The sequence below is a fragment of the Streptomyces sp. NPDC055013 genome (genome assembly GCF_053608645.1).
In genome coordinates this window covers 196,655-222,175 of sequence record NZ_JBSGVW010000007.1, presented here as the reverse complement: position 1 = coordinate 222,175, position 25,521 = coordinate 196,655, and the positions used below count along the sequence as shown (strand labels likewise).

The window sequence follows — 25,521 nt, the reverse complement described above, 5'->3', positions numbered from 1 at the left end:
GGTGGTGCGGGGCCCTGCCTAGTGCACCCGCGCGTCAACGCAACGCCTCCGCCACTCCCGCGCCACTCGGCGCAAGGCTCCCGCCGTCTCGCCCCGCGTCAGCGCAACGCCTCCGCCACCTCCCGAGCCGCGTCCACGACCCGCGGCCCCACTCGCTCCGGCACCGCGTCGGCCAGCATCACCACGCCCACGCTGCCCTCGACGCCGGTCACGCCTATCAGCGGCGCGGCGGCCCCGCTCGCTCCCGCCTCCAACTCCCCGTGGGTCAGGGTGTATCCGGGCTCCTCCAGCGGCTGCTGCCGGGCGGAGAGTATGGCCCGGCCCGCGGCACCGCGGTCCAGCGGGTGCCGGAAACCGGCCCGGTAGGCCACGTGATAGTCCGTCCACGTCGGCTCGACCACGGCAACGGCCAGCGCCTCCGTGCCGTCCACCAGTGTCAGATGGGCCGTCGCCCCGATGTCCTCGGCCAGCGAACGCAGCGCCGGCAGCGCGGCCTCCCGTACCAGCGGATGCACCTGTCGGCCCAGTCGCAGCACACCGAGTCCGACGCGGGCGCGACCGCCCAGGTCACGGCGTACCAGGGCGTGCTGTTCAAGCGTGGCGAGCAGCCGGTACACAACGGTCCGGTTCACGCCCAGTTTGTTGGAAAGCTCGGTGACGGTCAGCCCGTGGTCGGTGTCGGCCAGCAGCTTGAGGACGCGCAGTCCCCGGTCGAGCGTCTGAGAGGTCTCCGCGGTCACGACGCCCACTCCTTAGTGGTGAGGTCGGCAGCCCCCTCGCGGCGGGTGCGTCACGGAGTCCCGTCAGTGACGCGCTTCAGAGGCCGCCGATCGGCCGGCGGCCCGGACTGACTGTCCGGACCGCGTCGCTTCACGGCTGCGCTCCGCGGCGGCGCTGCCACGGGGCGTGTGCGTAGCGGGACATTAGCGAAGCCGGTTCGCTGAGCGGAAGGCTCCGTCCAGAATCCGGGCAACGGCCGGTACGGACCACTCCCGTTTGCCCGGATACGTACGGCGCGTGCAGCGCCCGTTCAGGGGTGCGGGGAACTGCGCGCCCAGCCACAACGGGCCCGCGGCCGACCACGACAGGAACCGCACCAGTGACCGCGGCCAAGGCACGGCGCTCAGCGTCACCGCATCCGGGTGGCCCACTCCTGAACCTTGGCGATGCGCTGCCGCAGCTGCCCGGCCGTGGCCTCGGCGCTCGGGGGTCCGCCGCAGACCCGGCGCAGCTCGGTGTGGATGACGCCGTGCGGCTTGCCGCTCTGATGGACGTACGCGCTCACCATCGTGTTGAGCTGCTTGCGGAGCTCCATCATCTCCTTGTGCGAGACGACGGGCCGTCGCTCGGCGGGCAGCTCCAGCAGGTCGGCCTCGGCGGCCGGCTTCTTGCGGCTGTGCGCGATCTGCCGGGCCTGCCTCTTCTGGAGGAGCATCTGCACCTGGTCGGGTTCGAGGAGCCCCGGAATCCCGAGGTAGTCCTGCTCCTCCTCGCTTCCGGGGTGGGCCTGCATACCGAACTCGGCGCCGTCGTAGAGCACCCGGTCGAAGACGGCCTCGGACTCCAGCGCCTCGAAGGAGAACTGCTCCTGCTCGCCGGTGTCCTCGTCCTGCTCCTTGTTCGCCTCCTCCATCTCCTTCTCGGATTCGGCGTACGGGTCCTCCTCGCCCTCCTTCTTCGGCTTGTCGAGGGCGTGGTCGCGCTCGACCTCCATCTCGTTGGCGAAGGTGAGGAGGTCCGGGACGGTCGGCAGGAAGACGGAGGCGGTCTCGCCGCGCCGCCTGGATCGCACGAAACGGCCGACGGCCTGCGCGAAGAAGAGCGGGGTCGAGATGGTGGTGGCGTACACGCCGACGGCGAGGCGCGGCACGTCGACGCCCTCGGACACCATGCGTACGGCGACCATCCACCGGTCGTTGTTGCCGCTGAAGTCGTCGATCCGCTTGGACGCACCGGCGTCGTCGGACAGGACGAGGGTCGCCTTGCTGCCGGTGATCTCACGGATCAGCTTGGCGTACGCGCGCGCGGAGTCCTGGTCGGAGGCGATGACGAGCGCACCGGCGTCCGGGATGGCCTTCCTGACCTCGGTCAGCCGCTGGTCGGCGGCGCGCAGCACGCTCGGCATCCACTCGCCGCGCGGATCCAGCGCCGTACGCCAGGCCTGGCTGATGGCGTCCTTGGTCATGGGTTCGCCGAGCCGCGCGGCGATCTCGTCGCCCGCCTTGGTGCGCCAGCGCATGTTGCCGCTGTAGCTCAGGAAGATGACCGGCCGGACGACGTGGTCGGCCAGCGCGTTGCCGTAGCCGTACGTGTAGTCGGCGGCCGACCGCCGGATTCCGTCGTTCCCCTCCTCGTACGTCACGAAGGGGATGGGGTTGGTGTCGGACCGGAACGGCGTACCGGTGAGGGCGAGTCGTCGCGTGGCGGGCTCGAAGGCCTCCAGACAGGCCTCGCCCCAGGACTTGGAGTCACCGGCGTGGTGGATCTCGTCGAGGATGACGAGGGTCTTGCGCTGCTCGACCCGGTTGCGGTGGAGCATGGGCCGCACGCCGACACCCGCGTAGGTCACGGCGACGCCCTGGTAGTCCTTGCCGAGCGGCCCGGCGCTGTACTCGGGATCGAGCTTGATGCCTATGCGCGCGGCCGCCTCCGCCCACTGCTTCTTCAGATGCTCGGTCGGCGCGACCACGGTGACCTGCTGCACGACATGGTGATGCAGCAGCCAGGAGGCCAGCGTCAGCGCGAACGTCGTCTTTCCGGCGCCGGGTGTGGCGACCGCGAGGAAGTCACGCGGCTGCTCCTGGATGTACTTGTCCATCGCCCCCTGCTGCCAGGCACGCAGCTTGCTGGCGGTGCCCCAGGGGGCGCGGCCGGGGAAGGCGGGTGACAGGTGGTGCGAGGAGGAGGCGGCGGTGGTAGTCACGGTCTCCGTAAAGGGGTCGGGCGGCTCGGCTACGTATGACAACCGGGCCACCCTACCGGCGGCCCGGCCGTGCCCATGGGCGAGCGGGGCCGGGTCACACGTGGGTGGGACCGACGTCACAGCCGCCGCAGCCGCCCCGCAATCACCCCGACGTCCCCCTCCGCCCCGGAGGCCACGTCGATGACCAGCGCGTACGCCACGCCCTGGTCGACACCGGTGAGGTCGACGCCGTTGAGGGCGAGGAAAGTCGCGGTGGCGAGCCAGGCGGTGCGCTTGTTGCCGTCGACGAGGGGGTGGTTGGTGGCGATGGCGTGCAGGAGTGCCGCGGCCTGCTCGTGGAGGTCGTCGTAGGCCGACGTACCGAACATGCGGGCACGCGGCCGGTGCACCGCCGACGCGAGCAGCCCGGGCTCCCGCGCCTCGGGCGCCCGCCCGCCGAAGGCGACCTCGGCGAGGGCGGTGACGTCGGCGACGGTGAGGTGGCGGGTCATTCGCCGAGCCTCCTCAGCAGGTCGGCGTGCGCGGCGCCGAGGCGCTCGGCGACGGAACGCACGCGCCGGGCCTCGTCGTCCAGGTACTTCCGTACGGCTTCCTGAGCGATGTCCTCCGGCCGGCGGCCGGTGGCGTCGGCGAGGTCGTCGAGGGACTGCCGGGTGGCGGGGTCGAGGCGGACGGTGAGCTCGTGCATGGCGCGAGCGTACGGCCCGCGATCACAGCCCCACGATCGATTTACGCCCCCTCTGCCTCTCCCCGGCCCCTCCCCCGCCCCAACTCACCGCTCCCGCACCCGCGTAGTGACCCAGGCCCCCACCAACGCCACCCCCGCCATCGGCAGGAACACCGCCGCGAACGCCGCCGGATGCGACCCGGCGCCGGAGGCCCCCGTGGCCGCGTGGCTCACCGTGCCGCCGCCCAGGGCGGCGAAGGCGGCGCCGCCGGCCGCCAGGAGCACGACGTTGGACAGGCCGTCGGAGATCTGGAGGGCGGCGGAGTTCGTGCCGGCCTGCTCGGGGGCGGAGAGATGAAGCAGCAGCACGCTGGTGGAGGAGATCACCAGCCCCATCCCGAAGCAGCCGAACGCCCACGCCACGGCGACGGTCCAGGCGGGCACGGAGTCGATCAGGACGCTCGGCGCGGCAGCGATGGAGGCAGCCACCAGCACCATCCCCAGCGTCATCAGCCGTTCCCGGTACGGCTCCACCCGCGGCCGCGACTGCATCCACGAACCCAGCGCCCACGTCCCGCCACCGGCGGCGAGCGAGAACCCGGCGAGCGTCGGCGACAGCCCCCGCTGGGTGACCAGCATCAACGGCACGAAGGACTCGGCCGCGATGAACGACCCCGCCGCGACCCCGCGCAGCAGCACCACGGACGGCAGCCCGCGCGCCGCCCGGTACGTGCCGCGCGGGAGCAGGCCGAGCACGGCCGGCACGAGGAGCGCGGCGCCCGCGACGCCGGGGACGAGGGAGAGCCACCGCAGGTCCTGGGCGGCGTACTGAAGCAGTCCCGCGCCGAGTGAGATGCCGAGGGCGAGCCGGATCCGGCGCCGGTCGAACGAGGTGCCGCGGGCGGAGGCTTCGACCGGTCCTCCCGCCCGCCGCCGTATCTGCGGCAGCGCGAGCGCGAGCGGAAACACGACGAGCACCGGAATCCCGACGAACACCCAGCGCCAGCCCAGCTGCTCGGTCACCGCTCCGGCGGCCAGCGGTCCCACGATCGACGGCACGACCCAGCTCGCCGCGAACGCCGCCATGATCGCCGGCCGCAACCGCTCGGGGTAGGCCCGCCCGACGACGACGTACAGGGCGACGATCACCAGACCGCCGCCGAGCCCCTGCACGGCCCGCCCGAGGATGAACAGCCACATCGCTCCCGCGGTCCCGGCCAGCAGCAGCCCGGCCCCGAAGGAGGCGATTCCGGCGGTGAGCGCGCCGAGCGGCCCGCGCCGGTCCGACCACTGCCCCGCGAGCACCATCCCGAACAGGCTGGTGGTGAAGTACCCGGAGAACGCGAAGGCGTACAACGACACCCCGTGCAGCTCCCGCGCCGCCACCGGCATGGCCGTCCCGACGGCGGTCGCCTCGAAGGCGATGAGCAGCACGACGGAGACGATCCCGATGCTCAGGGCCCGATAGTCCCGGCTCAGCACGGTCTCCTCGGACTCCGGGACCAAGGGGACATCGGATCTCTTCGCGACACCGGCGTCGCGCGGCTCGAGGGCAGTCATGTCCGCCAGCGTAAGGGCCACAACTGACATTGACCCCTGTCGGAAGACGGCCCCGGGCTGGGACCTTGGTCGTAAGACCGACGGCGTTCATGAACGCGGTGTGGCAGTCCCATTGCAGGGCCCCCCACTCCCTTGATCGGCCCGGACACGCCCGCCTACGGTCGACTCACCGACCAGGGCGGACCGCCCGAAGCCGGTGCAACGGCCGTGTGCCCGAGTGGTTCAGGGGCTCGCCTGCAAAGCGAGTTACGTGGGTTCGAATCCCGCCACGGCCTCTACTTGCCTGACCGAGACATGGCCGTTCTCTTCTCGGAGTCGACCTTCGCCACCGTCCGTCTCCGTACCAAGGTCACCAAGGGCGCCGACTCCCGCGCCGCCACCCTGGCGATGGCGTTCAAGCTCGTCGAGCGCTCCGGCGCTGCTACGGGTGACTGCGTCGGGTCGAGGGCCCTGCCGGATCCGGTGCCTAGTGCAGGTCCAGCATCATGTTGAGCGACAGGGAGCCGTCCGCCTCGGTGAAGTAGCCGACCGGTTGGAAGCCGTTCTTCTCGTAGTAGCGGATGGCGCGAGGGTTGTCGGCGCGGACGCCGCCCCACAGGATGATCCTCGTCCTGCCGAGCAGTCGTGCGACCTCCGTGACAACCGGGAAGGCGAGCGTCCCGACGCCTCGGCCCTGGTAGTCGTCAGCCAGGGTGGGGCCGAAGCGGCAGTCAGTCGTCTCGGTGAGGCGGATGCCCGCGTCCTGATAGCGCGCGATGTCCGCAGGGGCCAGCGCGAGGCTGAATTCGAGAAGGCCGACGATCCTGCCGGACGGCACGTCCTCGAGCACCAGCCTGAGCTTGTCGTAGCGCGCGATCGCGTCGCACAGCTCCCGGGCGGTCGCGAGGTCGTACCCATCGAATGTACTGAAGCGCCTCGATTCGGACGACAGGGCACCGAGGAACTCGGCCAATTGCCCCGTGTCGGCGTGCGTCAGGGGGCGGAGGATGACATCCGAACCGCCATAGGGTTGCAGACGGCGCGTCAGGCGAAGGGGATCCTCAGCAATCTCCGTCAGCGTAAGCACCCCAGCAGCCTCTCTCCGAACCGGCTTCGAGGCGACAACGTACCGGCTCCCGAGATTCCGTAAGAACGATTGATCCTTGCTGGGACGGCACCGTGATCCAACACCTTTGACCACGTCCCGTCCTCGCTGTGCGTGTGCTCGCCAGGGGTGAACCCCGCCCGGCGGGCGACTGCGGCCGAAGCGGCGTTCTCCGGCTCCACCCGGATCACCGCCTCCTTCCCGCCCTCACTTGCCGCATGGCGAGTTACGTGGGTTCGAATCCCGCCACAGCCTCCACCCCCTCGCCGTCGTCCTCGTCGGCTCAGTGCGCTGCTTGCCGTCCGTCCCGGTACATGGCTCCGATCGCCGCGGAGACCGCGGCGGTCGCGGCGAGGCTCCCCAGCATGACCATCACCACTCCGACCATGTAGAGGCCGGAGGCGTCGTCCGACCAGTCGTGGAAGGCGGCGACGGTCAGGCCGATCGTGGGGCCGAGCACGGCGGCCGTGCGGTGGCGCCGGGAAGCCGCCCAGTACACCGGGATCAGCAGGGTCAGTGCCAGGCCGGTCACCTGCCATGCCTCGTACGGGCCGGTCGTCGTGCCGTCCGGCTGTATGTCGCGGTGCTGGTCCCAGCCCAGCCAGGCGGCCCACACCGCGAGGGACATGCCGGCCGTCACGAGGGTCGGCAGCAGCGAGGGGGCGGGTCTCCGTGGTCCTTGGCTCATGGGCCAAGCGTCGCGGCCCGCCCGTCGCGCGAACAGGGCTCATGTACTCAGCCGCACCCGAGTACATGAGACCGGAGAAAGCCTGCCCGGTCTGCCCGATACAGACAATTCCTCGCGGTCCAGTGGCAGTTCCTCGTACGAACAGCACAACCCCGGGCGGCCTCAAGGTGTCCAGTACATGACTGGAGGCAAAACCTCCGGTCGCCGTACTTCCCGCCCCACGAGGAGACCCATCCGTGCGCCAGCGCATCCGCCCCTCACACATCCGTCACTCGGCGGCCCTCGTGGCCGCTGCCGCCGCCGTCGCGGCGCTTCCCGCAGTCGTCGCTCCCGCGGCGTACGCGGAGGAGGGTGACCCCTCCCTGGTGATCTCGACCCTGCCGAGTACGTCTCCCAAGCCCGGCGACGTGTACGACGAGAAGGTCGTCATCACCAACAAGGGCACCGCGGCCGCGGACGGCGTCACCTTCCGGATCCGGCTGACCCGGGGGCTCGACTTCCCGGGGGCCGTCGAGGGCTGCACCTACTCGACCGTCGGGGACAAGGTCCGCCAGGCGCTCTGCGAGCTCGACACCGTCATCGAACCCGGCGCCTCCGTCGAGACGCCCGTACGGTTCAAGGCGCTGCCCAACGCCCTGATGGAGGCCGTCGAGTACGGCACCTCTGCCACCGGTGAGGCCCCGGGCGAAGGGTTCGACGACAGCAACCGGCGCCTGACCCTGACCGCGGACAGCACCGCCGACCTCGTCGCCGTCGGTGAGGACACGGAGGCCCTCGCGGGCGGCGAGCAGTCCATCTCGGTGCAGCTCCGCAACGACGGCCCCGGCTGGATCCAGAACCAGGAGAGCGACGACCAGCCGGCACTCATGGTGCGGATCCCGAAGGATACGGTCGCCACCGAAGTGCCCAAGGACTGCGCACCGTTCGGGATCGACGGTCCGTCCGGGCCCGCCGGGACGCCCGGCAAGTCCACGTACGTCTGCTGGCCCGCCGACCACACCATCGAGGTCGGCGAGTCCCTCTCCTTCACCTTCATGCTGAAGATCGACAAGGACGCCCGCACCACCACCGGCGAGGTGAAGGCGACCTCCGTCTACGACATCCACCCGGCCTTCGACAAGAACCCCGCCAACGACAAGGCCAAGATCCGCGTCGCCATCCCGACCGACTACGAGCCCGGCCCGACCACGTCCGGCGGCTCCTCCACCGGCGGCGGCTCCACGGACGGCGGCTCCACCACGGGCGGCAACGACCCCGAGGGTCAGTCCACGGGCGGCAACGGCGGCACGGGCGGCTCGGGCAGCACGTCGGCCGGCACCTCGACGGGCGGCTCCACCGGATCCGTGAACGGCAACCTGGCGAGCACTGGCTCCGACGGCACCCCGCTCATCGCCGGCGCCGCAGCCGCCGCGGCGGCCCTCGGCAGTGTCCTGGTCCTGGCCGTACGCCGTCGTCGCACCGTCGGCAAGTCCTCCTGACGACGCCTCAGGGATACGGCGTCGTCCGCGCGACGTGGGTCTGGAGCAAGCGCGGCGAGTTCTCGAAACCCTGGCGGGCGTACGCACGGATCGCCCGGGGCGAGGAGTGGACGGTGACCCGCTCCAGCCCGAGGTCCCTCGCCCTGGCCAGGGTCTCGGCGATCAGCCGGCCGCCCAGCCCCGAGTCGCGTGCCTCGGGGACGACGTACACGCACTGAAGGTCACCGGACGCCCGGTCCGGCGCGTGCGGCGTCGGCACGCGCCGGACCACCGCCAGCCACGCCATGCCGATGATCCCGAGGTCACCGCCGGCGTCGTTGTCGACCAGGACCATGCAGCGGTGCGACGCCGCGTTCCGACCCGCCCAGTCGACGAAGTGGCGTACGAAGCCGTCACGGTCCGCGGCTGCCGGTGCCGCGTCGTCGTTCTCGAGGATCCACTGCCAGCGCAGTCTCGCGACGGCCTCCAACTCCCCCGGTTCGGCCGGGCGGACGGTGATGTTGTCCGAACGGGCCTTCCCGATCGGGCTCACCAGGCCCCGCCCACCGACTCCAGCACCCCGCTCGACTCGTCCTGGAACACCTCGGTCCAGTAGTGCCGGCCGTCCCCACCCGCCGCTCTGATGCCGGTCGGGTCGACCGTCGACAGGACCTGGAGCATGGTCATGGCCAGCTGGTCGTAGGTGTCGGTCGTCAGCGCGTGGCCCGACTGCGCGTCGATCGCCTGCTCGCGGTGCAGCAGCCAGAGCGTGAAGGCGAGGGTGGAGACGTCCGTGTTCAGGGGGAACAGTCTCGCCTCGGGCTCGCTCCAGTTCAGGACGGCGCCCGTCGCGCCGTCGATGACCAGGTTGTTGTCCTCGACGAGATGACCGAGGCGAATCAAGTGGCCGGCCCCGAGCGGCAGTTCCGCCGACCACTCGTCGTCGGCGTAGTACTCGGCCAGCGTCTGCAGTGGCACATCGGTGTCGAGGGAGAACAGGAAGCCGTCCTCCGGCAGGCCCACCTCGCGCAGGAAGCGGCGCGTCGGCTCGTGCGTGAGCATGGCGGGGAAGTCGACCTCCTCGAAGCGCACCATCTTGCCCTGGCCGAACTCCTGGTCCAGGAGGCGCCGGGGCAGGTCCAGGGCAAGGCCCGAGTGCCCGGCGCGGCCCGCGACGAGTGCCAGGGGGCGGATCAGGGCGGCCATCCTCCAGAACGGCGCCGGCTCTCCGTCCGCGCCCTCCTCGAACACCGCCAGCAGGTGCCGGGACGCGTCCGCCACCGCCTGCGGGCCGTAGCGGCCGACGTAGGAAGCGAACTGGCCGCGCAGGCCCGCCAGTTCGTCCGTCGCCTCGGCGAAGCGGACCAGCGTCCGCAGTGACGGTGCCAGCGCGCGGCGGTCCATCAGGTCGGGGCGGTCGTGCAGGAAGGACGTCGTCGTGACCTCGCCCGTCGCGCCGTCCAGCAGGACCGACTCCGTCTCCAGGCCGCCGGGGCCCAGCAGTCCGCCTATCACCAGCTGGTCCCGCAGTTCCGCCGCCAGCCGGCCCGCCGGATCGCCCGTGGAGTCCGCCACCGTCCGCAGGCCGTCCCGGCACAGCTCGGCGAAGCTCAACACCCCGCTGTCGCCCGGCAGTCCGGGTCCCGTCAGCCAGCGCCGCGTCGACGCGTGCGTGACGTACGGATCCAGCGCGGCCTCGCTCAGAATGATCGCCGTATCACCGGCGTGCGTCGTGATCGTCGTGCTCATGGCTCCCCCGCATGCGCTTTCCCACCACCCCGGGGCACGACACGGCCGACCGACCGGCCCGCCGGCCCCGGCCGCCGTCCCCACTGCCCAGAACACTACGCGCCACCACTGACAACGCCCGCCGAATCAGCCCGACCCATGACAGCGCTTCACATCAGTAGACGCTCGGCCCACCCTTGAGCGTTCCCTTCACCCGCGTTTCCGTCACGGCGAGAATCGCCGCCGGGTCCTCGGCGCGCTCAACTCCGAGGGGCCGCCCATGGCAGCGACTCGCGGCGAGGGCGGGCCCCGTCCGTCAGAGCAGTCGGCAGGACGGTCGGTGCGACAGCGGGAGCCGGCTCACTGGCCGGTCACCACCGCCGCCTGCGGCCGGATCGGGAGGCGGTTGACCGGGCGGCCCGTCGCGGCGCGTACGGCCGACGCGATGGCCGCCGGTGACGTCACCACCGGTACCGCGCTCACCGCCTTGGCGCCGAAGGGCGCGACCACGTCCCGCTCCTCGACCAGCTTCACGATCCGGATGTCGGGGGCGTCCAGGGCCGTCGGCAGGGAGTAGCCCGTGAGGTCGGGGTGGCGGATCAGGCCGCGCGCGGAACGCAGGTTCTCCGTGAGCGCTATGCCCACGCCCTGCGTCACGCCCGCCTCGATGCGCGCCTCCAGCTGGGCCGGGTTGAGCACCCGGCCGACGTCCTGGGCGAGCGCCAGCTCGACCACGCGGACCGAGCCCAGTTCGATGTCGACGTCGACGACCGCGCGGATCGCGCAGAAGGCCATGCCCACGAAGGCGTCGCCCTGGCCGGCGTCGTTGAGCGGTTCGGTCGGGTGCGGACGGCACTGGGCCGTCGCCCACAGTTCCTTGCCGTCCAGCGCCTCGGTGACGGTGGTCGACAGGACCCCGTCGTACGACGTGATCTTGCCGTCCGTGATCTGGAGCAGCTCCGTGGACATGCCGAACTTGTGCGCCAAAGGCTGCAGCAGCTGCGTACGGACCATCTTGGCGGCCCGTTCCACCGCGCCGCCCGACACCCAGGTGTGACGGCCGCGGCAGCCCGCACCCGCCGGGGGCTGGTCGGTGTCCACGGGCGCCACGTGCACCTCGTCGATGCCCAGGGTGTCCTGGACGATCTGCCGGGCCAGCGTCGCGAAGCCCTGGCCGGTCTCGACGGCCGCGCACAGCACGGTCGCCACGCCGTCGTGGACCTTCACGGTCGCCGTGGAGACCTCGTCCGCGCCCTCGGCGCCGAGCATGTGCACCATGCCCAACCCGTAGCCCACACCCCGTCGCACGGCGCCGGGTTCGCCCGCGCCCTCGGGGCCGCCGGGCAGCAGCCACTCGTCCTCGGGCGTGTCCTTGGGGAGCGCCGGCAGGGGGTGGTCCTGTACGGCCTGGAGCAGTTCCGCGACGGGGGCCGGGCACGTCACGGTCTGGCCCGTCGGGAGTACGTCGCCCGTCGCCAGCGCGTTGCGCAGGCGCAGTTCGGCCGGGTCGGCGCCGAGCTTCTTGGCCAGTTTGTCCATCTGCGCCTCGTAGGCGGCGCACACCTGCATGGCGCCCTCGCCGCGTACGTGGCCGGAGGGCGGGTTGTTGGTGCGTACGGCCCAGCCCTCGATGAAGGCGTTCGGAACGACGTACGGGCCGCAGGCGAAGGCGACGGCGGCGGCCAGGGCCTCGGAGGACGTGTCGGCGTACGCGCCCGCGTCCAGCAGGATCTGCGCCTCGACCTTCACCAACCGGCCCTCGGCGTCGGCATGGTGGCGGTACCGCAGCAGGGTGGGATGCCGGTGCGTGTGCCCGAGGAAGGACTCCTCGCGCGTGGCCGTCAGCTTCACCGGGCAGCCGGTCTTGAGCGCGAGCAGGCCGAGCGGGAGCTGGAAGCCCTGGTCCTCGCGGTCGGCGGTGGCGCCGGGGACGCCGGTGACGACGACCTTGACGCGCTCGGGCTCCAGGCCGTAGCAGGCGGCGGCGCGGTCGCGGTCGGTGTGCGGGTCGGTCGAGGCGAGGTAGAGCTCCACGCCGCCGTCGGGGCGCGGTACCGCGAGACCCGCCTCGGCGCCGATGGGGGCCGGGTCCTGGCGGCCGATGCGGTACAGGCCCTCGACGACGATGTCGCCGGCCGCGTCGGGGTCGCCGTGGCGCAGCGGGATGTGGCGGATCAGATTGCCGTCGGGGTGCAGCGGCTCGGCCTCGAAGGCCTGCTCGGGGTCGGTCACCGGGTCGAGCACCTCGTACTCGACGATGACGGCGGCGGCGGCCAGGCGCGCGGTGTCGGGGTGGTCGGCGGCCACTGCGGCGATGGGCTCGCCGTGGTGGCGTACGACCTCGGAGGCGAAGACCGGGCGGTCGGCCCTGCCACGGCCCAGCAGCGGGCTGCCCGGCACGTCCTCGTGCGTGACGACGGCCCGGACGCCGGGCATCTCCCGCGCGTGGGTGGTGTCGATGGACGTGATGCGCGCGTGCGGGTGCGGCGAGCGCAGCACGGCCGCCCACAGCAGGCCCTCGGCCCACAGGTCGGCCGCGTACGGGAACGTGCCCTCGGTCTTGGCGCGGGCGTCGGCGGCCGGCAGGGACGCACCGAGGCCGTGCGGGATCTGATCGGGGGCGGGGGCTGCCTCCGCGGCTGTGGTCGCGGTGGCGGCTTCGTTGCTCACGCCTGGCCTCCGTCCTGGCCGTACGCCTGGTCATGCGGTCCCCTGGCACCGGGGGTCTCGAACGCCGAGCGGTGGACGCCGCCGGCTCCCGGGCCCGCCTGGTGAGGGATACGCGGCTCGTCGCCGTCCTGTTCGCCGCCGTCGGCCGCAGAGTGCGCCTCGCGTTCGGCGACGACCTCCTTGACGGCCTCCACCACGCCCCGGTAGCCGGAGCAGCGGCACAGGTTGCCGCACAGCGCCTGGCGGGTCTCCAGCTCGGTCGGGGCCGGGTTGCCCTCCAGGAGGTCGTGCAAGGTCATCGCCATGCCGGGCACGCAGAAGCCGCACTGCACCGCGCCGCACCGCGCGAGGGCGCGCTGCACGTCGGAGGGCTGCCCGTCGGCGGCCAGGCCCTCGACGGTACGGACCTCGCTGCCGGCGGCGGTGACGGCGGGCACCAGGCAGGACGCCACGAGCCGGCCGTCGACCTGCACGTTGCACGCCCCGCACTCGCCCTGCGAGCAGCCGTCCTTGGCGCCCGCGAGGCCGAGCCGCTCGCGCAGCACGTAGAGCAGCGACTCGCCGATCCAGGCGTCCGAGACGGGCCGGTCGGCGCCGTTGACGCGCAGCACGTAGGAGGCGAGCGGGTGTTCCTCGCCGGAGGGCGCCGATGCGTCCTCGGAGGCGGCGGCCCGCTCGGGCTCCTGCGCGGCCTCGGCGTCGGAGGGGCCTTCCTCGCCCGGCCCGGACGCGGCGGAAGCCACTGCCGGGCCGTCTGCGGCCTCTTCGGCGCCCCGGGTGTCCGTGGCGGGGCCGGCGGCCCCGGAAGCGGCCTGCGGGGCCTCTGAAGCGCTTTCGGCGGAGTCCTGGGCGGCCGGCTCGGCGGCGAAGTCGGGTGCGCCACCGGCGTGCTGGTCCCCGGAGTGCGCCCCGGGGCGCCCCGGTCGTCCGGGCACGTGCCCGGCGCCCGGCGGGTGCCCGGCCGCGGGCCCGGCTTCCACCGCTTCCCCGGTCGTCGCCGCGGCGTCCGCGTGCGGTGCCGACGGCTGCCCGGTCGGCTGTGTCGCCCACGGCGCGGGCGCGCCGCCCGGCAGCGTGGCCGGAGGCGTTCCGCCCCACTGCTCGACGAGCGACGATGTGGTGAACTCGCCCGATTCGTCCGGAAGGTCACCGTTGGCGACGGGGATCGACCACTGCCCGGTGACGTCGTGCCGGGGCGCGGCAGCGGCGTCCTGGCCTGCGGCGGTCTCCGAGATGTTCCACTGCTGGGTGGCCCCGGGGTTGTACTGGAACTGGCCGGTGCCCCCGTCCTGCGGCACGGCGTTGGGGTCGGGCCACCGGGCGTTGCCGTCGGGCGCACCCGCGACCGGCCAGCCGCCCGGGGCGGCCGGGTCCGTGCCCGATCCCGGCGCGGCCGTTATCTGCGGAGGCACATAGCCGTGGCCGCGCGCGGCGAGCGGGCTGTCGGCGGAGGCCAGGAGGGCGTCGATGCCCCCTTCGGGGAGTTTGACGAAGGCGGTGGCGCCGTCGTCGTAGTCGCCCTGGGGCAGCGGGTCCCAGCGGCCCGCGCCCTGGGGCGTGCCCTCTCCGTGCTGGTCGTCGGTCACGACAGCGCCCTCCCCAGTGCTCGTCGGGCCAGCGCGGCGACGGTGCGCCGCAGGTGCAGTACGGCGGGCGGATGCTGCGGTACGGAGCCGTCCTCGACCGGCGTCGGGTCCGGGATGCAGGCCGCGGAGACGTACTCCCCGAACGCGGCCAGCGCCTCGGGGACGATCGCGCGGTTGTTGTCCCAGTCGATCAGCTGGGCGACCCAGTGCTCGGCATCCAGCGGCCTGAGCGGCATCGGCGCTATGGCGCCCACTGCGCACCTGATGCCGCGCCGGGCGGGGTCGAGGACGACGGCGACGGAAGCCATGGCGCGCCCGGGGCCGGTGCGGCCGGTGGCCTTGAGGAAGACCTGCGGGGCGTGCAGCAGGGGCACGCGGACGTAGCCGATGAGCTCGCCGGCGCGCAGCATCTCCATGCCGGCCAGCAGGTGCGACACCGGGATCTCCCGGCGCGCTCCGCCCTGGCCCGCGACGATCAAGGTCGCCTCGAGGGCGGCGAGGACCGGCAGGGCGTCACCGGTCGGGGAAGCCGAGGCGATGTTGCCGCCCAGGGTGCCCGCGTTGCGGATCTGCGGGGGGCCCGCGGCGCGAGCGGCGGCGGCGAGCGCCGGGATCAGCGCGGCGAAGTCGGGGCGGCCCATACGCGCGTGCGTGAGGCCTGCTCCCAGCAGGGCGTGGCCGTCCTGGTACTGCCAGCCGCGGATCTCGCTGATCTTGCCGAGGCCGACCAGCGCGGCGGGCCTGAGCTGCCCGGAGTTGACGGCGGCCATGAGGTCGGTGCCGCCCGCGACGGGCACGGCGGCGGGCATGGCGGCCAGTGCCGCCACGGCCTCGTCCAGCGTCGTGGGCAGCGTGACGGACTGCGCCGCCTGCGGTGCGTGCGTGGTCAAACCGGCTGCCCCTTCCCGCTGCCCCACCTGGTCCCACCTGTGCTGCCGTACGGTACGTGCTGACAGGGCGGACGTGGCAACTCTGGCACATCTTCGCAGGACCCGAGGACACGGGTCCGCTAGGAGGCATTCGCCCACCTCATCGGGGAGATGGTCCGTTTTCGTACGGCATCACCAGTGAGTACCGATTGACACTCTTCGGTGACACCTTGCCGGTTTTTTTCAATTACCTGTTCGGGGGCGGGCCGTCGATCGGGCGGCCGAGGACCCCCGGGCGCCGCTGCCACGGCCGCGGTCCGGTCGGCGGCCGGTAGGCGACTCCCAGGGCGTCAAGTCGCCCGTAGTGGGCGGCCATCCGCCGCTCGAAGTCGGCGAAGTCCCGTTCCGCCGGGGCCGGAAGGCTGCTCCAGGCGACCTCGGCGAAGGCGGCGAGGCGCGGGAACGTCTGGTAGTCCACGCGCGCGTGGTCCTCCATCACCTCGGTCCACACGTTGGCCTGCGTGCCGAGCACGTGCCGGGCCTCGTCCGGCGTCAACTCCGCGGGAACGGGCTCGAACCGATAGACGTCCTCCAGGGTGCGCACGTACCCGATGGGCACCGGCTCGGCGTCGCCGCCGTGCTGACGGTGGTCCAGATACACCTGCTGCTCGGGGCACATGACGACGTCGTGGCCCGCGCGGGCCGCCGCGATGCCGCCCGCGTAGCCGCGCCAGGACGACACGGCCGCGCCCTCCGCGAGCCCGCCCTCCAGGATCTCGTCCCAGCCGATCAGCCTGCGCCCGCGCGCGGCCAGCCACTTGTCGAAGTGGCCGATGAACCACGCCTGGAGCTCGTCCTCGTCCTTCAGCCCGAGTTCCCTGATGCGCTCCTGCGCGGTCGGCGACTGCCGCCACTGGTCCTTGAGGCATTCGTCACCCCCGACATGAATGAACTCCGAGGGGAACAGCTCCAGGAGTTCCTCGAACACTCCCTCGTAGAAGCGCAGGGTGTTGTCAGTGGGGGCGAGTACGTTCGGATTGATCCCCCAGGTGTCCCAGACGGTGAGTGCGGAGGTGTCGATGACGTCGGTGTTGCCGAGTTCCGGGTACGCAGCGATCGCGGCCTGCGAGTGGCCGGGCACGTCGATTTCGGGGACGACGGTGATATGCCGCTCGGCGGCGTACGCGACGATCTCGCGGATGTCGTCCTGGGTGTAGTGACCACCGTGCGGCTTGTCGTCCCACAGCGGGGAGGCCCGATGGCCGAATTTGGTACGCGCCCGCCAGGAGCCGACCTCGGTGAGCCGGGGGTACTTCCTGATCTCGACGCGCCAGCCCTGGTCGTCCGTCAGATGGAAGTGGAAGACGTTGAGTTTGTGGGCGGCCATCAGGTCGAGGTAACGCAGGACGCCGTCCTTGGGCATGAAGTGCCGGGCGACGTCGAGCATGAGGCCGCGCCAGCGGAATCGGGGGGCGTCCTGCACACGGATCTCCGGCAGCTGCCACTGCCGGCCGGGCAGCGGGGCCCGGCGGTGGGCGTCGGGGCCGAGCAGTTGCCGTAGCGTCTGGGCGCCCCAGAAGACGCCGGCGGGGCCGCCGCCCGCGAGCTGGACGGCTTCGGGCGTGACGGCGAGGCGGTAGCCCTCTTCGCCCAGGTCCTTGGTGACCACCGGGTCGATGGACAGGCGGATGACGTCGCCCTCGTTCGGCTGCGCGGGCGCCAGCGGCAGGCCGGTGGCCGCGCCCAGCGTGGCGCGCAGCCAGCGTTCCGTCCGCTCGGTGCCTTCTCCCGCGGCCACCCTTGTCGCCGGACCCAGTTCGAAGAAGCGCGCACCGCGGCCCGTCACATGGCCCGGCGCTGGAATCAGTTCAGTCACGTCAGTCCTTTACCGCTCCGCCCAGCCCCGACACCAGCCGTCGCTGCACGAGCACGAAGAAGATCAGCACCGGAATCGTCATCACCGTCGACGCCGCCATGACGCCGCCCCAGTCCGGCTCGTCCGGCTTGTAGAAGACGAGCAGGGCCATCGGGAGGGTCGACTGCGAAGTGTCGCTGATGATGAAGGACTTGGCGAACAGGAAGTCGTTCCAGGCCGAGATGAAGGAAAACACGCTCGTGGCCACGAGCCCCGGGAAGACCAGCGGGAAAAGGATCTGCCACAGGAATCGCGACCGGCTCGCCCCGTCGATGTACGCGGCCTCCTCCAGCGCCTCGGGAACCGCCTTCACAAACCCCCGCAGCATCCAGATCGCGAACGGCAGCGAGAAGGCGATGTGCGGCAGGATCAGCGAGCCGAGTGTGTTCAGCTGGCCGAAGTCCCGCATGAGGAAGAACAAGGGGATCGTCAGGGCCTCCACCGGCACCATCTGGGCCACCAGAAACATGATCAGCAGGGTGGTCCGGAAGCGGAACCGGAATCGTGTCACCGCGGTCGCGGCGAGAAACGCGATCAGCGCCGAGACGATCACGACCGTGCACGCCACGACAAGGCTGTTGAGGAAGTAGCGGCCGAATTCGTTCTGCTCGAACACCCGCCGGAAGGAATCCAGGGAAGGGGCCAGCGTCCAGGGCCGCGGCTCGCTGGACTCGATCTCCCCGGCCGGTTTGAAGGCGCTGAGCACCATCCAGTACAGCGGGAAGGCCACCACGACGGCGACCAGCAGCGCGGACACCTCCGCGAGCAGCCGCCAGGGCCGCCGTACGAAGGGCCGGGAACCCACGGACTTCACGGACCTCACAGTTCCTCCCCCTGCCTGCGCAGCAGCCGCAGATACACCAGCGTCACCGCCAGCAGGATCAGCAGCATCACGATGCCGATCGCCGAGCCGAGGCTGTACTGCGAGGACGCGAAGGCCTTCTGGTAGGCGTACACGTTCAGCACGAGGTTCTGGCCCGCGATGCCGCCGCCGTTCGTCATGACGTAGATCTGGGTGAAGACCTTGAAGTCCCAGATGACCGACTGGATGGTCACCACCACGAGGATCGGCCGCAGCATCGGCGCCAGCACCGACCGCCAGATCCGCCACTGCGAGGCACCGTCCAGCGCGGCGGCCTCCAGCACCTCGGCGGGTACGGAGCGGATACCGGCGTACACCGTCACCATCACGAACGGGAAGGAGCACCAGACCACTTCGAGCAGGACGAGGAAGAAGGCGCTGAAACGCCCGTACGTCCACGAGTGGTCGCCGAGCCCCAGGATGCGGTTCATCGGCCCGAAGTCCGCGTCGAACAGGAGCAGCCACACCGTCGACCCCGTGATCGCCGGCGTCGCCCACGCACCCAGCGCCGCCAGCATCAACGCGAGCCGCGGCACGGCACGCACGCGCGTGAGCAGCACGGCGAGCGCACACCCGACGGCGAGGGTCGACACGACACACGCCGCGGCGAACACGACCGTGGCCAGCAGCACCTGCCAGAACTGGGAGTCCGAGAACAGCTCCGAGTAGTTGCCGAACCCCTGGAAGGTGGTGGGCTCCCCGCCGCTGACCTGCGCCTGCGTGTACTCGAAGAACGAGATCAGCCCGAGCTGGTAGATGGGATAGACGAGCAGCCCGCCGAGGACGACGAGGGCGGGAGCGAGGTACAACCACGGGGTCCGGCTCTTTCGACGCCGTGCGCCCGAACCCCCCGAGGGGCGCGGGGCGGTGTTGAATGTGCGGCTGCCGCCGCGTGGGCGCGAGTATCCACGATCCACCCGCACCCGCCGGCGCTCCACAACCCGCGACTTACTGGGCACCGGCGTCACCCGGCGGAGCCGAACGCGGCGTCCATCTTCGTGGCCGCCTCCCCCGCAGCCTCCGCCACGTCCTTCTTGCCGCTGATGACCTCCTGGAGCATGGTCGGCAGCACCAGCGAGGAGTCGATCTGCGCCCACGCGGGCGACGCGGGGACGAACTTGGTGCCGGCGGAGAGGGTCTGCGCGAAGGGCTTGACGTACGGCTCCTCGGCGGCGACCTGCTGCCGTACGTCCGAGAAGGTGGGCAGGAAGCCCATCGCCTCGAACATCGAGGTCTGCGTCTTCTTCGAGGCCAGCTGCTCCATGAGGTCGACGGCCAGGGTGCGGTGCGAGGTGCTCTTCAGGACGCCGATGTTGTTGCCGCCCGCGAACGCCGGCGCGATGGAACCGGCCTTCACGCCGGGCAGCGGCACGACCGCGTACTTGCCCTTCGCCTTCCCGGCCTCCACGGCCGTGTGGCTGAAGTCGCCGCCGATCGCCATGCCCGCCTTGCCCGCCGCGAACGCGGTGATCGTGTCGTTGCCGCCCATGCCGGCGCACTTGGCGGCGGGACAGTTGTCGTCGCCGAACAGGGATGTGTACGCCTTGATGCCCTTCTGGGCGGCCGCGCCGTCGATGGCGGAGGCGTACGAGCCACCCTTGCCGGTGGCGAGTTCGCCGCCGTTGGCCCACACGAACGGCATCGCGCCGTACGTGTACGCCCCGCCCACCACGAGCCCGTACAGCTCGGGCTTCGCGGCGCGGATCTTGCGGGCCGTCTCGGCCAACTCGTCCATGGTCTTCGGCGCTTCGAGGCCGAGCTCCTCGAAGACGTCCGTGCGGTAGTACAGGGCGCGGACACCGACGTAGAAGGGCGCGCCGTAGATCTTGCCGTCCACGGTGACGGACTGCTTGGCCGTGGGGTCGGTGTCCTTCGCCTCGGTCCAGTCGCCGAACTCCTCGGTGACGTCGAGGAGTCCGCCGTCCTTCACATAGCCGGCGGTGTCGGTGTTGCCGTACTCCATGACGTCGGGCGCGGACTTCGGGTCGTTGAAGGCGGCCTTGACGCGCTGGGCGCGGGTCTCGATCGGGATGTACTCGACGTCGACCTTCGTGCCCTCGTGGGCCTTCTCGAAGGCGGTGACGACGGAGTCGACGACCTTCTCCTTCGGCTTGTTGCCGACTTCCTGGAAGAGCCAGACCCGCAGGGTGCCGGTCTTCTCGTCCTTGTCGGAGGAGGAGTTGGTGGACGTCTGCGGGGCGCAGGCGGAGACGATCAGGGTGGCGGCCGCGAGAGCGGTGGCCCCAAGGAAACGGACGGACGGCTTCCTGGCGTTCATGGAGTGCTCCTCCGATGGAGTGTTGCAACATGCGCAATGACGGTTTCGCTGTGCACAACACTCGGAGGCTAGGGACTTCATGAACACGATCACAAGAGGTCTCAACCACTCTGTGACCGGCGAACGCACTCCATGCAACGCCCGGACAGCACAAAGGCCCTCAGGGCGCGCAAAACGCACCTGAGGGCCTTACGTCTGCCGGACGGAAGGGACCGCTACTTCTTGTCGCCGTCCTTGCCCTTGTCGCCGCCGGCGCCCATGGACTCGTAGATCTCCTTGCACATGGGACATACCGGGTACTTCTTCGGGTCGCGGCCGGGGACCCAGACCTTGCCGCAGAGCGCCACGACGGGGGTCCCGTCGAGGGCGCTCGCCATGATCTTGTCCTTCTGGACGTAATGGGCGAAGCGCTCGTGGTCGCCGTCGCCGTGGGACGTCTGCGGCGTCGGCTCTACGAGGGTTCCCGTACCAGTCCCGCGCTCGGGCTCGAGAGTGCTCATATCGCCAAGGGTACTGAAGCTCACAGGCATCAGTTGAGCGACGGGTCGTCCGGATACGTGGCCACCATCGCGAGCTCGTTGCGCTGCCTGCGCAGGACCTCGCGCCAGAGTCTTTCCGGCGACGGCGAGGAGACGTCCCCGGGCTCGGACTCGACGACGTACCAGGCGCCCTCCACCAGCTCGTCCTCCAGCTGGCCGGGCCCCCAGCCGGCGTACCCGGCGAAGATCCTCAGGCTGCCCACGGCCGAGGCGAGCAGCTCCGGCGGCGCCTCCAGGTCCACGAGCCCGATGGCGCCGTGCACCCGGCGCCAGCCCAGCGGGGCGCTCTCGCCGTTCGCGTCGCCGGGGATGACGGCGACGCCGAGCGCGGAGTCCAGGGACACCGGGCCGCCCTGGAAGACGACACCGGGTTCGCCGGCGAGGTCCGCCCAGCCCTCCAGGATGTCGCCCACGTCCACCGGCGTCGGACGGTTGAGCACGACACCGAGGGAGCCCTCCTCGTCGTGGTCGAGAAGGAGCACCACCGCGCGGTCGAAGTTCGGGTCCGCCAGGGCGGGCGTGGCCACGAGCAGCCGCCCTGTGAGCGAGGACACCTCGGTCATGCCAGACATGATCCCGCATCTTCCCTTCGCGTGGGGAGGCAATGCCGGTTCGTCAGTGAATGCAGCTCAGGGCGGAAAGGAGCGTCCCCCGGCGCACGGCCGGGACGGTGACCGCTCGTACCCGGGGCGGAACGGTTCGTGTTGTGACAGAGCTATGACGTTCCTGAGCCGTACTTGGGCTTACAGAAGGGGGGTCTGCGGCGATTACCCTTTCCCTCCTGGCCCCTGCCCAACTCATCGGAACGCGAGATACATGACCGTCAACGACGATGTCCTGCTTGTCCACGGCGGAACCCCGCTGGAGGGCGAGATCCGTGTCCGCGGTGCGAAGAACCTCGTACCGAAGGCCATGGTCGCCGCCCTGCTGGGCAGCGCACCAAGCCGACTGCGCAACGTACCCGACATCCGTGACGTCCGGGTCGTACGCGGTCTGCTCCAACTGCACGGGGTCACGGTCCGTCCGGGTGAGGAACCCGGCGAGTTGGTGATGGACCCCTCCCACGTGGAGAGCGCGAACGTCGCTGACATCGATGCCCACGCGGGTTCGAGCCGCATCCCGATCCTCCTCTGCGGCCCCCTGCTGCACCGCATCGGGCACGCGTTCATCCCCGGCCTCGGCGGCTGCGACATCGGCGGCCGGCCCATCGACTTCCACTTCGAGGTGCTGCGGCAGTTCGGCGCGACCATCGAGAAGCGGGCGGACGGGCAGTACCTGGAGGCTCCGCAGCGGCTGCGCGGCACGAAGATCCGGCTGCCGTACCCGTCCGTGGGTGCGACCGAGCAGGTGCTGCTGACGGCGGTGCTCGCGGAGGGCGTCACGGAGCTGTCCAACGCGGCCGTGGAGCCCGAGATCGAGGACCTCATCTGCGTTCTGCAGAAGATGGGCGCCATCATCGCGATGGACACCGACCGCACGATCCGCATCACCGGTGTGGACACGCTCGGCGGCTACACCCACCGCGCCCTCCCGGACCGCCTGGAGGCGGCCTCCTGGGCGTCCGCGGCGCTCGCGACCGAGGGCAACATCTACGTCCGTGGCGCCCTGCAGCGCTCGATGATGACGTTCCTCAACACCTACCGGAAGGTGGGCGGTGCCTTCGAGATCGACGACGAGGGCATCCGGTTCTGGCACCCCGGCGGCCAGTTGAAGTCCATCGCCCTCGAGACGGACGTGCACCCCGGCTTCCAGACGGACTGGCAGCAGCCGCTGGTGGTGGCCCTGACGCAGGCGACCGGCCTGTCCATCATCCACGAGACGGTCTACGAGTCCCGGCTCGGCTTCACCTCCGCGCTGAACCAGATGGGCGCCCACATCCAGCTCTACCGCGAGTGCCTCGGCAGCTCCGACTGCCGCTTCGGCCAGCGCAACTTCCTGCACTCCGCGGTCGTCTCCGGCCCCACCAAGCTCCAGGGCGCCGACCTGGTCATCCCCGACCTGCGCGGTGGCTTCTCCTACCTCATCGCGGCCCTGGCGGCCCAGGGCACGTCCCGGGTCCACGGCATCGACCTCATCAACCGCGGCTACGAGAACTTCATGGAGAAGTTGGTCGAGCTCGGCGCGAAGGTGGAACTGCCGGGCAAGGCCCTCGGCTGACGACGCCTCACAGCTCGGGGCGGCCCGGCGCCGCACCCGGGTGAGGGCCCCGGCCGCTCACACTTGTCCGCTACGGCCCACGCAGTGCCGCCCCCGGCCGGAAGTCCGGGGGCGCACCCCGGGCAGGCACAGCATGGCGAAGTTGGCCGAGCTCGGCGCGAGGGTGGAATCGCCGGGAAGGCCCTCGGCTGACGACGCCTCACGGCTCTGGCGGCCCTGGGGGCTGTCTGTAGGCGCGAACCACGATGGGGCGGCACCCGGAACCGGGTGCCGCCCCATCGGCGTTTCTACAAGCCGCACGCCGTCCCGTGGCGTACAGACGGCAAGGTCACTTGCCCTTCGCGGCTTCCTTGAGCTTCGAGCCCGCGGAGACCTTCACGCTGTAGCCGGCCGGGATCTGGATCGGGTCACCGGTCTGCGGGTTGCGCGCGGTGCGAGCGGCACGGTGGGTGCGCTCGAAGGTCAGGAAGCCAGGGATGGTGACCTTCTCGTCGCCCTTGGCGACAACCTCGCCGACGGTCTCGGCGAACGCGGCCAGCACGGCGTCGGCGTCCTTGCGGGTCACCTCGGCGCGGTCGGCCAGCGCGGCCACCAGCTCACTGCGGTTCATGTTGTTACTCCCGTGTTCTTCTTGCTGTTGAGGCGTGCCACGCGGCGGAGCCGCATATTGGGCACAGCGAAGCCGATGCTGCCAGGGTCCTCGGACAGTCCCCGGACCCGGGTCCGTCCTCGGACCCTCGCGCCCAGAGACGCATCCTGCCCCTACCTGCGGCGGGAAAGCCAATCCGGCACCCGGAGGAGTCGTGAGAACACCCTTGGGAGTCACACGAAGAGAGGGCCTGAGCTTTTCGCGTCACGATAAACGGCAGCAATAGGCCCCAGGTTCCACGACGCGCCGTTACAAGGGCTTGCCGTGGCGATCCTCACAGCCCACACACAAATTTCGGGGCTGTGAGGCAGCGACACCCGGTGTTTTCTCGACGATTACTCGACCGAACCCGCCGCGGTGGCGGACTTCGCCGCCTCCCGCACCGCTCCCGCGACCGCGCCCGCGACCTTGTCGTTGAACACGCTCGGGATGATGTAGTTCGGGTTCAGCTCGTCCTCGGTCACCACGTCCGCCAGCGCCTTCGCGGCCGCGAGCATCATGTCCGTGTTGACCGTGCGGGACTGGGCGTCCAGCAGACCGCGGAAGACACCCGGGAAGACCAGCACGTTGTTGATCTGGTTCGGGAAGTCGGAGCGGCCCGTGGCCACAACTGCGGCCGTCTGGCGGGCGATTGCCGGGTCCACCTCGGGGTCCGGGTTCGCGAGCGCGAACACGATGGCGTCGTCGGCCATGGCGGCCACGTCGTCGCCGTCGAGCACGTTCGGGGCCGAGACGCCGATGAAGACGTCCGCGCCGCGCACGGCCTCCTTCAGCGTGCCCGTCAGGCCCTCGGGGTTGGTGTTGTCGGCGATCCAGCGCAGCGGGGAGTCGGCGGGGGCCTGACGCAGGTCCTCGCGCCCGGCGTGCACGACGCCGTGGATGTCGGCGACGACGGCGTTCTTCACGCCCGCCGCGAGCAGCAGCTTCAGGATGGCCGTACCGGCCGCGCCGGCACCGGACATGACGACGCGAATGTTCTCAATCGCCTTGCCCGCGACCCGAAGTGCGTTGGTGAGGGCGGCCAGGACGACGATCGCCGTGCCGTGCTGGTCGTCGTGGAAGACGGGGATGTCGAGGGCCTCACGCAGCCGCGCCTCGATCTCGAAGCAGCGGGGCGCGGAGATGTCCTCCAGGTTGATGCCGGCGAACCCGGGGGCGATCGCCTTGACGATCTCGACGATCGCGTCGGTGTCCTGGGTGTCGAGGCACAGCGGCCAGGCGTCGATGCCGGCGAACCGCTTGAAGAGGGCCGCCTTGCCCTCCATGACGGGCAGTGCGGCCTTCGGGCCGATGTTGCCCAGGCCCAGCACCGCCGAGCCGTCCGTCACAACCGCAACGGAGTTGCGCTTGATCGTCAGGCGCCGCGCGTCCTCGGGGTTCTCGGCGATCGCCATGCAGACCCGGGCCACACCCGGCGTGTAGACCATCGACAGGTCGTCACGGTTGCGGATGGGGTGCTTGGACTGCATCTCGATCTTGCCGCCGAGGTGCATCAGGAACGTACGGTCGGAGACCTTGCCCAGGGTGACGCCCTCGATGCCGCGCAGCTGCTCGACGATCTCGTCGGCGTGCGCGGTGGAGGTGGCGGCGATGGTGACGTCGATCCGGAGCTTCTCGTGCCCGGAGGCGGTGACGTCGAGGCCGGTGACCGAGCCTCCGTGGGACTCGACGGCCCCGGTGAGCTGGGAGACCGCGGTTCCGCTCGCGGGCACCTCCAGCCGGACCGTCATCGAGTAGGAGACGCTGGGCGCCGTTGCCATGGCCGACTTCCTCTGCTTTCACCTGTGACGCTGGATGCCGTCCGATCGTCGCACCTACCGCCGAGTAGGAGTTAGCCGGGCTTGAATTGCGAACGTATTGTTCGCCACGCCTTCCCATGAAAAGAGACC

Annotated in this window: 22 protein-coding genes and 1 tRNA gene; 3 read left to right on the top strand and 20 right to left on the bottom strand. The window is 71.0% G+C overall.

All coding sequences use genetic code 11. The features are described from left to right. Window positions 1–98: 98 nt before the first annotated feature. The 5 genes from ACWGDB_RS12195 to ACWGDB_RS12175 all read right to left on the bottom strand — a co-directional run bounded on the left by ACWGDB_RS12195 (window position 99) and on the right by ACWGDB_RS12175 (window position 5,150). The gene (locus ACWGDB_RS12195) at window positions 99–740 is read right to left on the bottom strand and encodes an IclR family transcriptional regulator (protein WP_383608708.1); all 642 of its coding nucleotides are present in this window, start codon (window positions 738–740) and stop codon (window positions 99–101) included. Window positions 741–1,129: 389 nt separating this feature from the next. Beyond that, on the bottom strand, window positions 1,130–2,923 hold the full coding sequence (locus ACWGDB_RS12190; RefSeq protein WP_453822345.1) for a DEAD/DEAH box helicase: 1,794 nt from the start codon (window positions 2,921–2,923) through the stop codon (window positions 1,130–1,132). A gap of 116 nt (window positions 2,924–3,039) precedes the next feature. Then, entirely contained in the window at window positions 3,040–3,414 is a 375-nt protein-coding gene (locus ACWGDB_RS12185; protein WP_453822344.1) for a type II toxin-antitoxin system death-on-curing family toxin, read from the bottom strand. After that, on the bottom strand, window positions 3,411–3,611 hold the full coding sequence (locus tag ACWGDB_RS12180; RefSeq protein ID WP_453822343.1) for a CopG family ribbon-helix-helix protein: 201 nt from the start codon (window positions 3,609–3,611) through the stop codon (window positions 3,411–3,413). Before ACWGDB_RS12180 ends, ACWGDB_RS12185 begins: the two co-directional genes overlap by 4 nt. A gap of 84 nt (window positions 3,612–3,695) precedes the next feature. Beyond that, window positions 3,696–5,150 carry an MFS transporter gene (locus ACWGDB_RS12175; protein WP_453822342.1) on the bottom strand — a complete coding sequence of 485 codons (1,455 nt, stop codon included), beginning with the start codon at window positions 5,148–5,150 and terminating at the stop codon, window positions 3,696–3,698. A 203-nt stretch (window positions 5,151–5,353) separates the two neighbouring features. Here ACWGDB_RS12175 and ACWGDB_RS12170 point away from each other — a divergent pair. Beyond that, a tRNA-Cys gene (locus ACWGDB_RS12170) sits at window positions 5,354–5,425 on the top strand. 191 nt (window positions 5,426–5,616) lie between these two features. Here ACWGDB_RS12170 and ACWGDB_RS12165 read toward each other — a convergent pair. Then, the gene (locus ACWGDB_RS12165; RefSeq protein ID WP_453822341.1) at window positions 5,617–6,216 is read right to left on the bottom strand and encodes a GNAT family N-acetyltransferase; all 600 of its coding nucleotides are present in this window, start codon (window positions 6,214–6,216) and stop codon (window positions 5,617–5,619) included. 301 nt (window positions 6,217–6,517) lie between these two features. Further along, complete coding sequence (locus ACWGDB_RS12160; protein WP_453822340.1) at window positions 6,518–6,922, bottom strand: hypothetical protein; 405 nt, start codon at window positions 6,920–6,922, stop codon at window positions 6,518–6,520. Between the two features lie 236 nt (window positions 6,923–7,158). Between ACWGDB_RS12160 and ACWGDB_RS12155 the strand changes: the two genes are divergently transcribed. Continuing rightward, window positions 7,159–8,400 carry a hypothetical protein gene (locus tag ACWGDB_RS12155; RefSeq protein WP_453822339.1) on the top strand — a complete coding sequence of 414 codons (1,242 nt, stop codon included), beginning with the start codon at window positions 7,159–7,161 and terminating at the stop codon, window positions 8,398–8,400. A gap of 7 nt (window positions 8,401–8,407) precedes the next feature. Here ACWGDB_RS12155 and ACWGDB_RS12150 read toward each other — a convergent pair whose 3' ends face one another. The 11 genes from ACWGDB_RS12150 to ACWGDB_RS12100 all read right to left on the bottom strand — a co-directional run bounded on the left by ACWGDB_RS12150 (window position 8,408) and on the right by ACWGDB_RS12100 (window position 21,389). After that, window positions 8,408–8,932, bottom strand: coding sequence for a GNAT family N-acetyltransferase (locus ACWGDB_RS12150; RefSeq protein WP_453822338.1), 525 nt, complete (start codon window positions 8,930–8,932; stop codon window positions 8,408–8,410). Beyond that, complete coding sequence (locus ACWGDB_RS12145) at window positions 8,929–10,128, bottom strand: SUKH-4 family immunity protein (protein ID WP_453822337.1); 1,200 nt, start codon at window positions 10,126–10,128, stop codon at window positions 8,929–8,931. The genes ACWGDB_RS12150 and ACWGDB_RS12145 overlap by 4 nt, the downstream gene beginning before the upstream one ends. Window positions 10,129–10,467: 339 nt before the next feature. After that, complete coding sequence (locus ACWGDB_RS12140; protein WP_453822336.1) at window positions 10,468–12,777, bottom strand: xanthine dehydrogenase family protein molybdopterin-binding subunit; 2,310 nt, start codon at window positions 12,775–12,777, stop codon at window positions 10,468–10,470. Then, window positions 12,774–14,363, bottom strand: a complete 1,590-nt coding sequence (locus ACWGDB_RS12135; protein WP_453822335.1) for a 2Fe-2S iron-sulfur cluster-binding protein — start codon at window positions 14,361–14,363, stop codon at window positions 12,774–12,776. The genes ACWGDB_RS12140 and ACWGDB_RS12135 overlap by 4 nt, the downstream gene beginning before the upstream one ends. Beyond that, entirely contained in the window at window positions 14,360–15,253 is an 894-nt protein-coding gene (locus ACWGDB_RS12130) for an FAD binding domain-containing protein (protein WP_453822334.1), read from the bottom strand. Before ACWGDB_RS12130 ends, ACWGDB_RS12135 begins: the two co-directional genes overlap by 4 nt. 226 nt (window positions 15,254–15,479) lie before the next feature. After that, on the bottom strand, window positions 15,480–17,108 hold the full coding sequence (locus ACWGDB_RS12125; protein ID WP_453822333.1) for a beta-N-acetylhexosaminidase: 1,629 nt from the start codon (window positions 17,106–17,108) through the stop codon (window positions 15,480–15,482). A 1-nt stretch (window position 17,109) separates the two neighbouring features. Continuing rightward, window positions 17,110–17,952, bottom strand: coding sequence for a carbohydrate ABC transporter permease (locus tag ACWGDB_RS12120; protein WP_453822403.1), 843 nt, complete (start codon window positions 17,950–17,952; stop codon window positions 17,110–17,112). A gap of 14 nt (window positions 17,953–17,966) precedes the next feature. Continuing rightward, a complete protein-coding gene (locus ACWGDB_RS12115) occupies window positions 17,967–18,932 on the bottom strand; it encodes a carbohydrate ABC transporter permease (RefSeq protein ID WP_453822402.1) in 966 nt (321 codons plus the stop codon). A 41-nt stretch (window positions 18,933–18,973) separates the two neighbouring features. Then, entirely contained in the window at window positions 18,974–20,287 is a 1,314-nt protein-coding gene (locus ACWGDB_RS12110) for an extracellular solute-binding protein (protein ID WP_453822332.1), read from the bottom strand. A gap of 215 nt (window positions 20,288–20,502) precedes the next feature. Continuing rightward, entirely contained in the window at window positions 20,503–20,787 is a 285-nt protein-coding gene (locus tag ACWGDB_RS12105; protein WP_328427332.1) for a DUF3039 domain-containing protein, read from the bottom strand. A gap of 29 nt (window positions 20,788–20,816) precedes the next feature. Then, window positions 20,817–21,389, bottom strand: coding sequence for a YqgE/AlgH family protein (locus ACWGDB_RS12100; protein ID WP_030054423.1), 573 nt, complete (start codon window positions 21,387–21,389; stop codon window positions 20,817–20,819). Window positions 21,390–21,642: 253 nt separating this feature from the next. Here ACWGDB_RS12100 and murA point away from each other — a divergent pair, with 253 nt between their 5' ends. Continuing rightward, window positions 21,643–22,983 carry a UDP-N-acetylglucosamine 1-carboxyvinyltransferase gene (murA, locus tag ACWGDB_RS12095; RefSeq protein ID WP_453822331.1) on the top strand — a complete coding sequence of 447 codons (1,341 nt, stop codon included), beginning with the start codon at window positions 21,643–21,645 and terminating at the stop codon, window positions 22,981–22,983. A 328-nt stretch (window positions 22,984–23,311) separates the two neighbouring features. Here the strand turns inward: murA and ACWGDB_RS12090 are convergent, their stop codons facing one another. Continuing rightward, on the bottom strand, window positions 23,312–23,593 hold the full coding sequence (locus ACWGDB_RS12090) for an HU family DNA-binding protein (protein ID WP_007498188.1): 282 nt from the start codon (window positions 23,591–23,593) through the stop codon (window positions 23,312–23,314). A 374-nt stretch (window positions 23,594–23,967) separates the two neighbouring features. Next, on the bottom strand, window positions 23,968–25,392 hold the full coding sequence (locus ACWGDB_RS12085; RefSeq protein ID WP_451173850.1) for a malic enzyme-like NAD(P)-binding protein: 1,425 nt from the start codon (window positions 25,390–25,392) through the stop codon (window positions 23,968–23,970). Window positions 25,393–25,521: the final 129 nt, after the last annotated feature.

Excerpts from the sequence above, each read along its gene's own strand:
- ACWGDB_RS12085 (WP_451173850.1), bottom strand. The coding sequence starts at position 25,392 with ATGGCAACGGCGCCCAGCGTCTCCTACTCGATGACGGTCCGGCTGGAG.
- murA (WP_453822331.1), top strand. The coding sequence starts at position 21,643 with ATGACCGTCAACGACGATGTCCTGCTTGTCCACGGCGGAACCCCGCTG.
- ACWGDB_RS12100 (WP_030054423.1), bottom strand. The coding sequence starts at position 21,389 with ATGACCGAGGTGTCCTCGCTCACAGGGCGGCTGCTCGTGGCCACGCCC.
- ACWGDB_RS12185 (WP_453822344.1), bottom strand. The coding sequence starts at position 3,414 with ATGACCCGCCACCTCACCGTCGCCGACGTCACCGCCCTCGCCGAGGTC.
- ACWGDB_RS12180 (WP_453822343.1), bottom strand. The coding sequence starts at position 3,611 with ATGCACGAGCTCACCGTCCGCCTCGACCCCGCCACCCGGCAGTCCCTC.
- ACWGDB_RS12090 (WP_007498188.1), bottom strand. The coding sequence starts at position 23,593 with ATGAACCGCAGTGAGCTGGTGGCCGCGCTGGCCGACCGCGCCGAGGTG.
- ACWGDB_RS12175 (WP_453822342.1), bottom strand. The coding sequence starts at position 5,150 with ATGACTGCCCTCGAGCCGCGCGACGCCGGTGTCGCGAAGAGATCCGAT.
- ACWGDB_RS12160 (WP_453822340.1), bottom strand. The coding sequence starts at position 6,922 with ATGAGCCAAGGACCACGGAGACCCGCCCCCTCGCTGCTGCCGACCCTC.
- ACWGDB_RS12105 (WP_328427332.1), bottom strand. The coding sequence starts at position 20,787 with ATGAGCACTCTCGAGCCCGAGCGCGGGACTGGTACGGGAACCCTCGTA.
- ACWGDB_RS12110 (WP_453822332.1), bottom strand. The coding sequence starts at position 20,287 with ATGAACGCCAGGAAGCCGTCCGTCCGTTTCCTTGGGGCCACCGCTCTC.
- ACWGDB_RS12145 (WP_453822337.1), bottom strand. The coding sequence starts at position 10,128 with ATGAGCACGACGATCACGACGCACGCCGGTGATACGGCGATCATTCTG.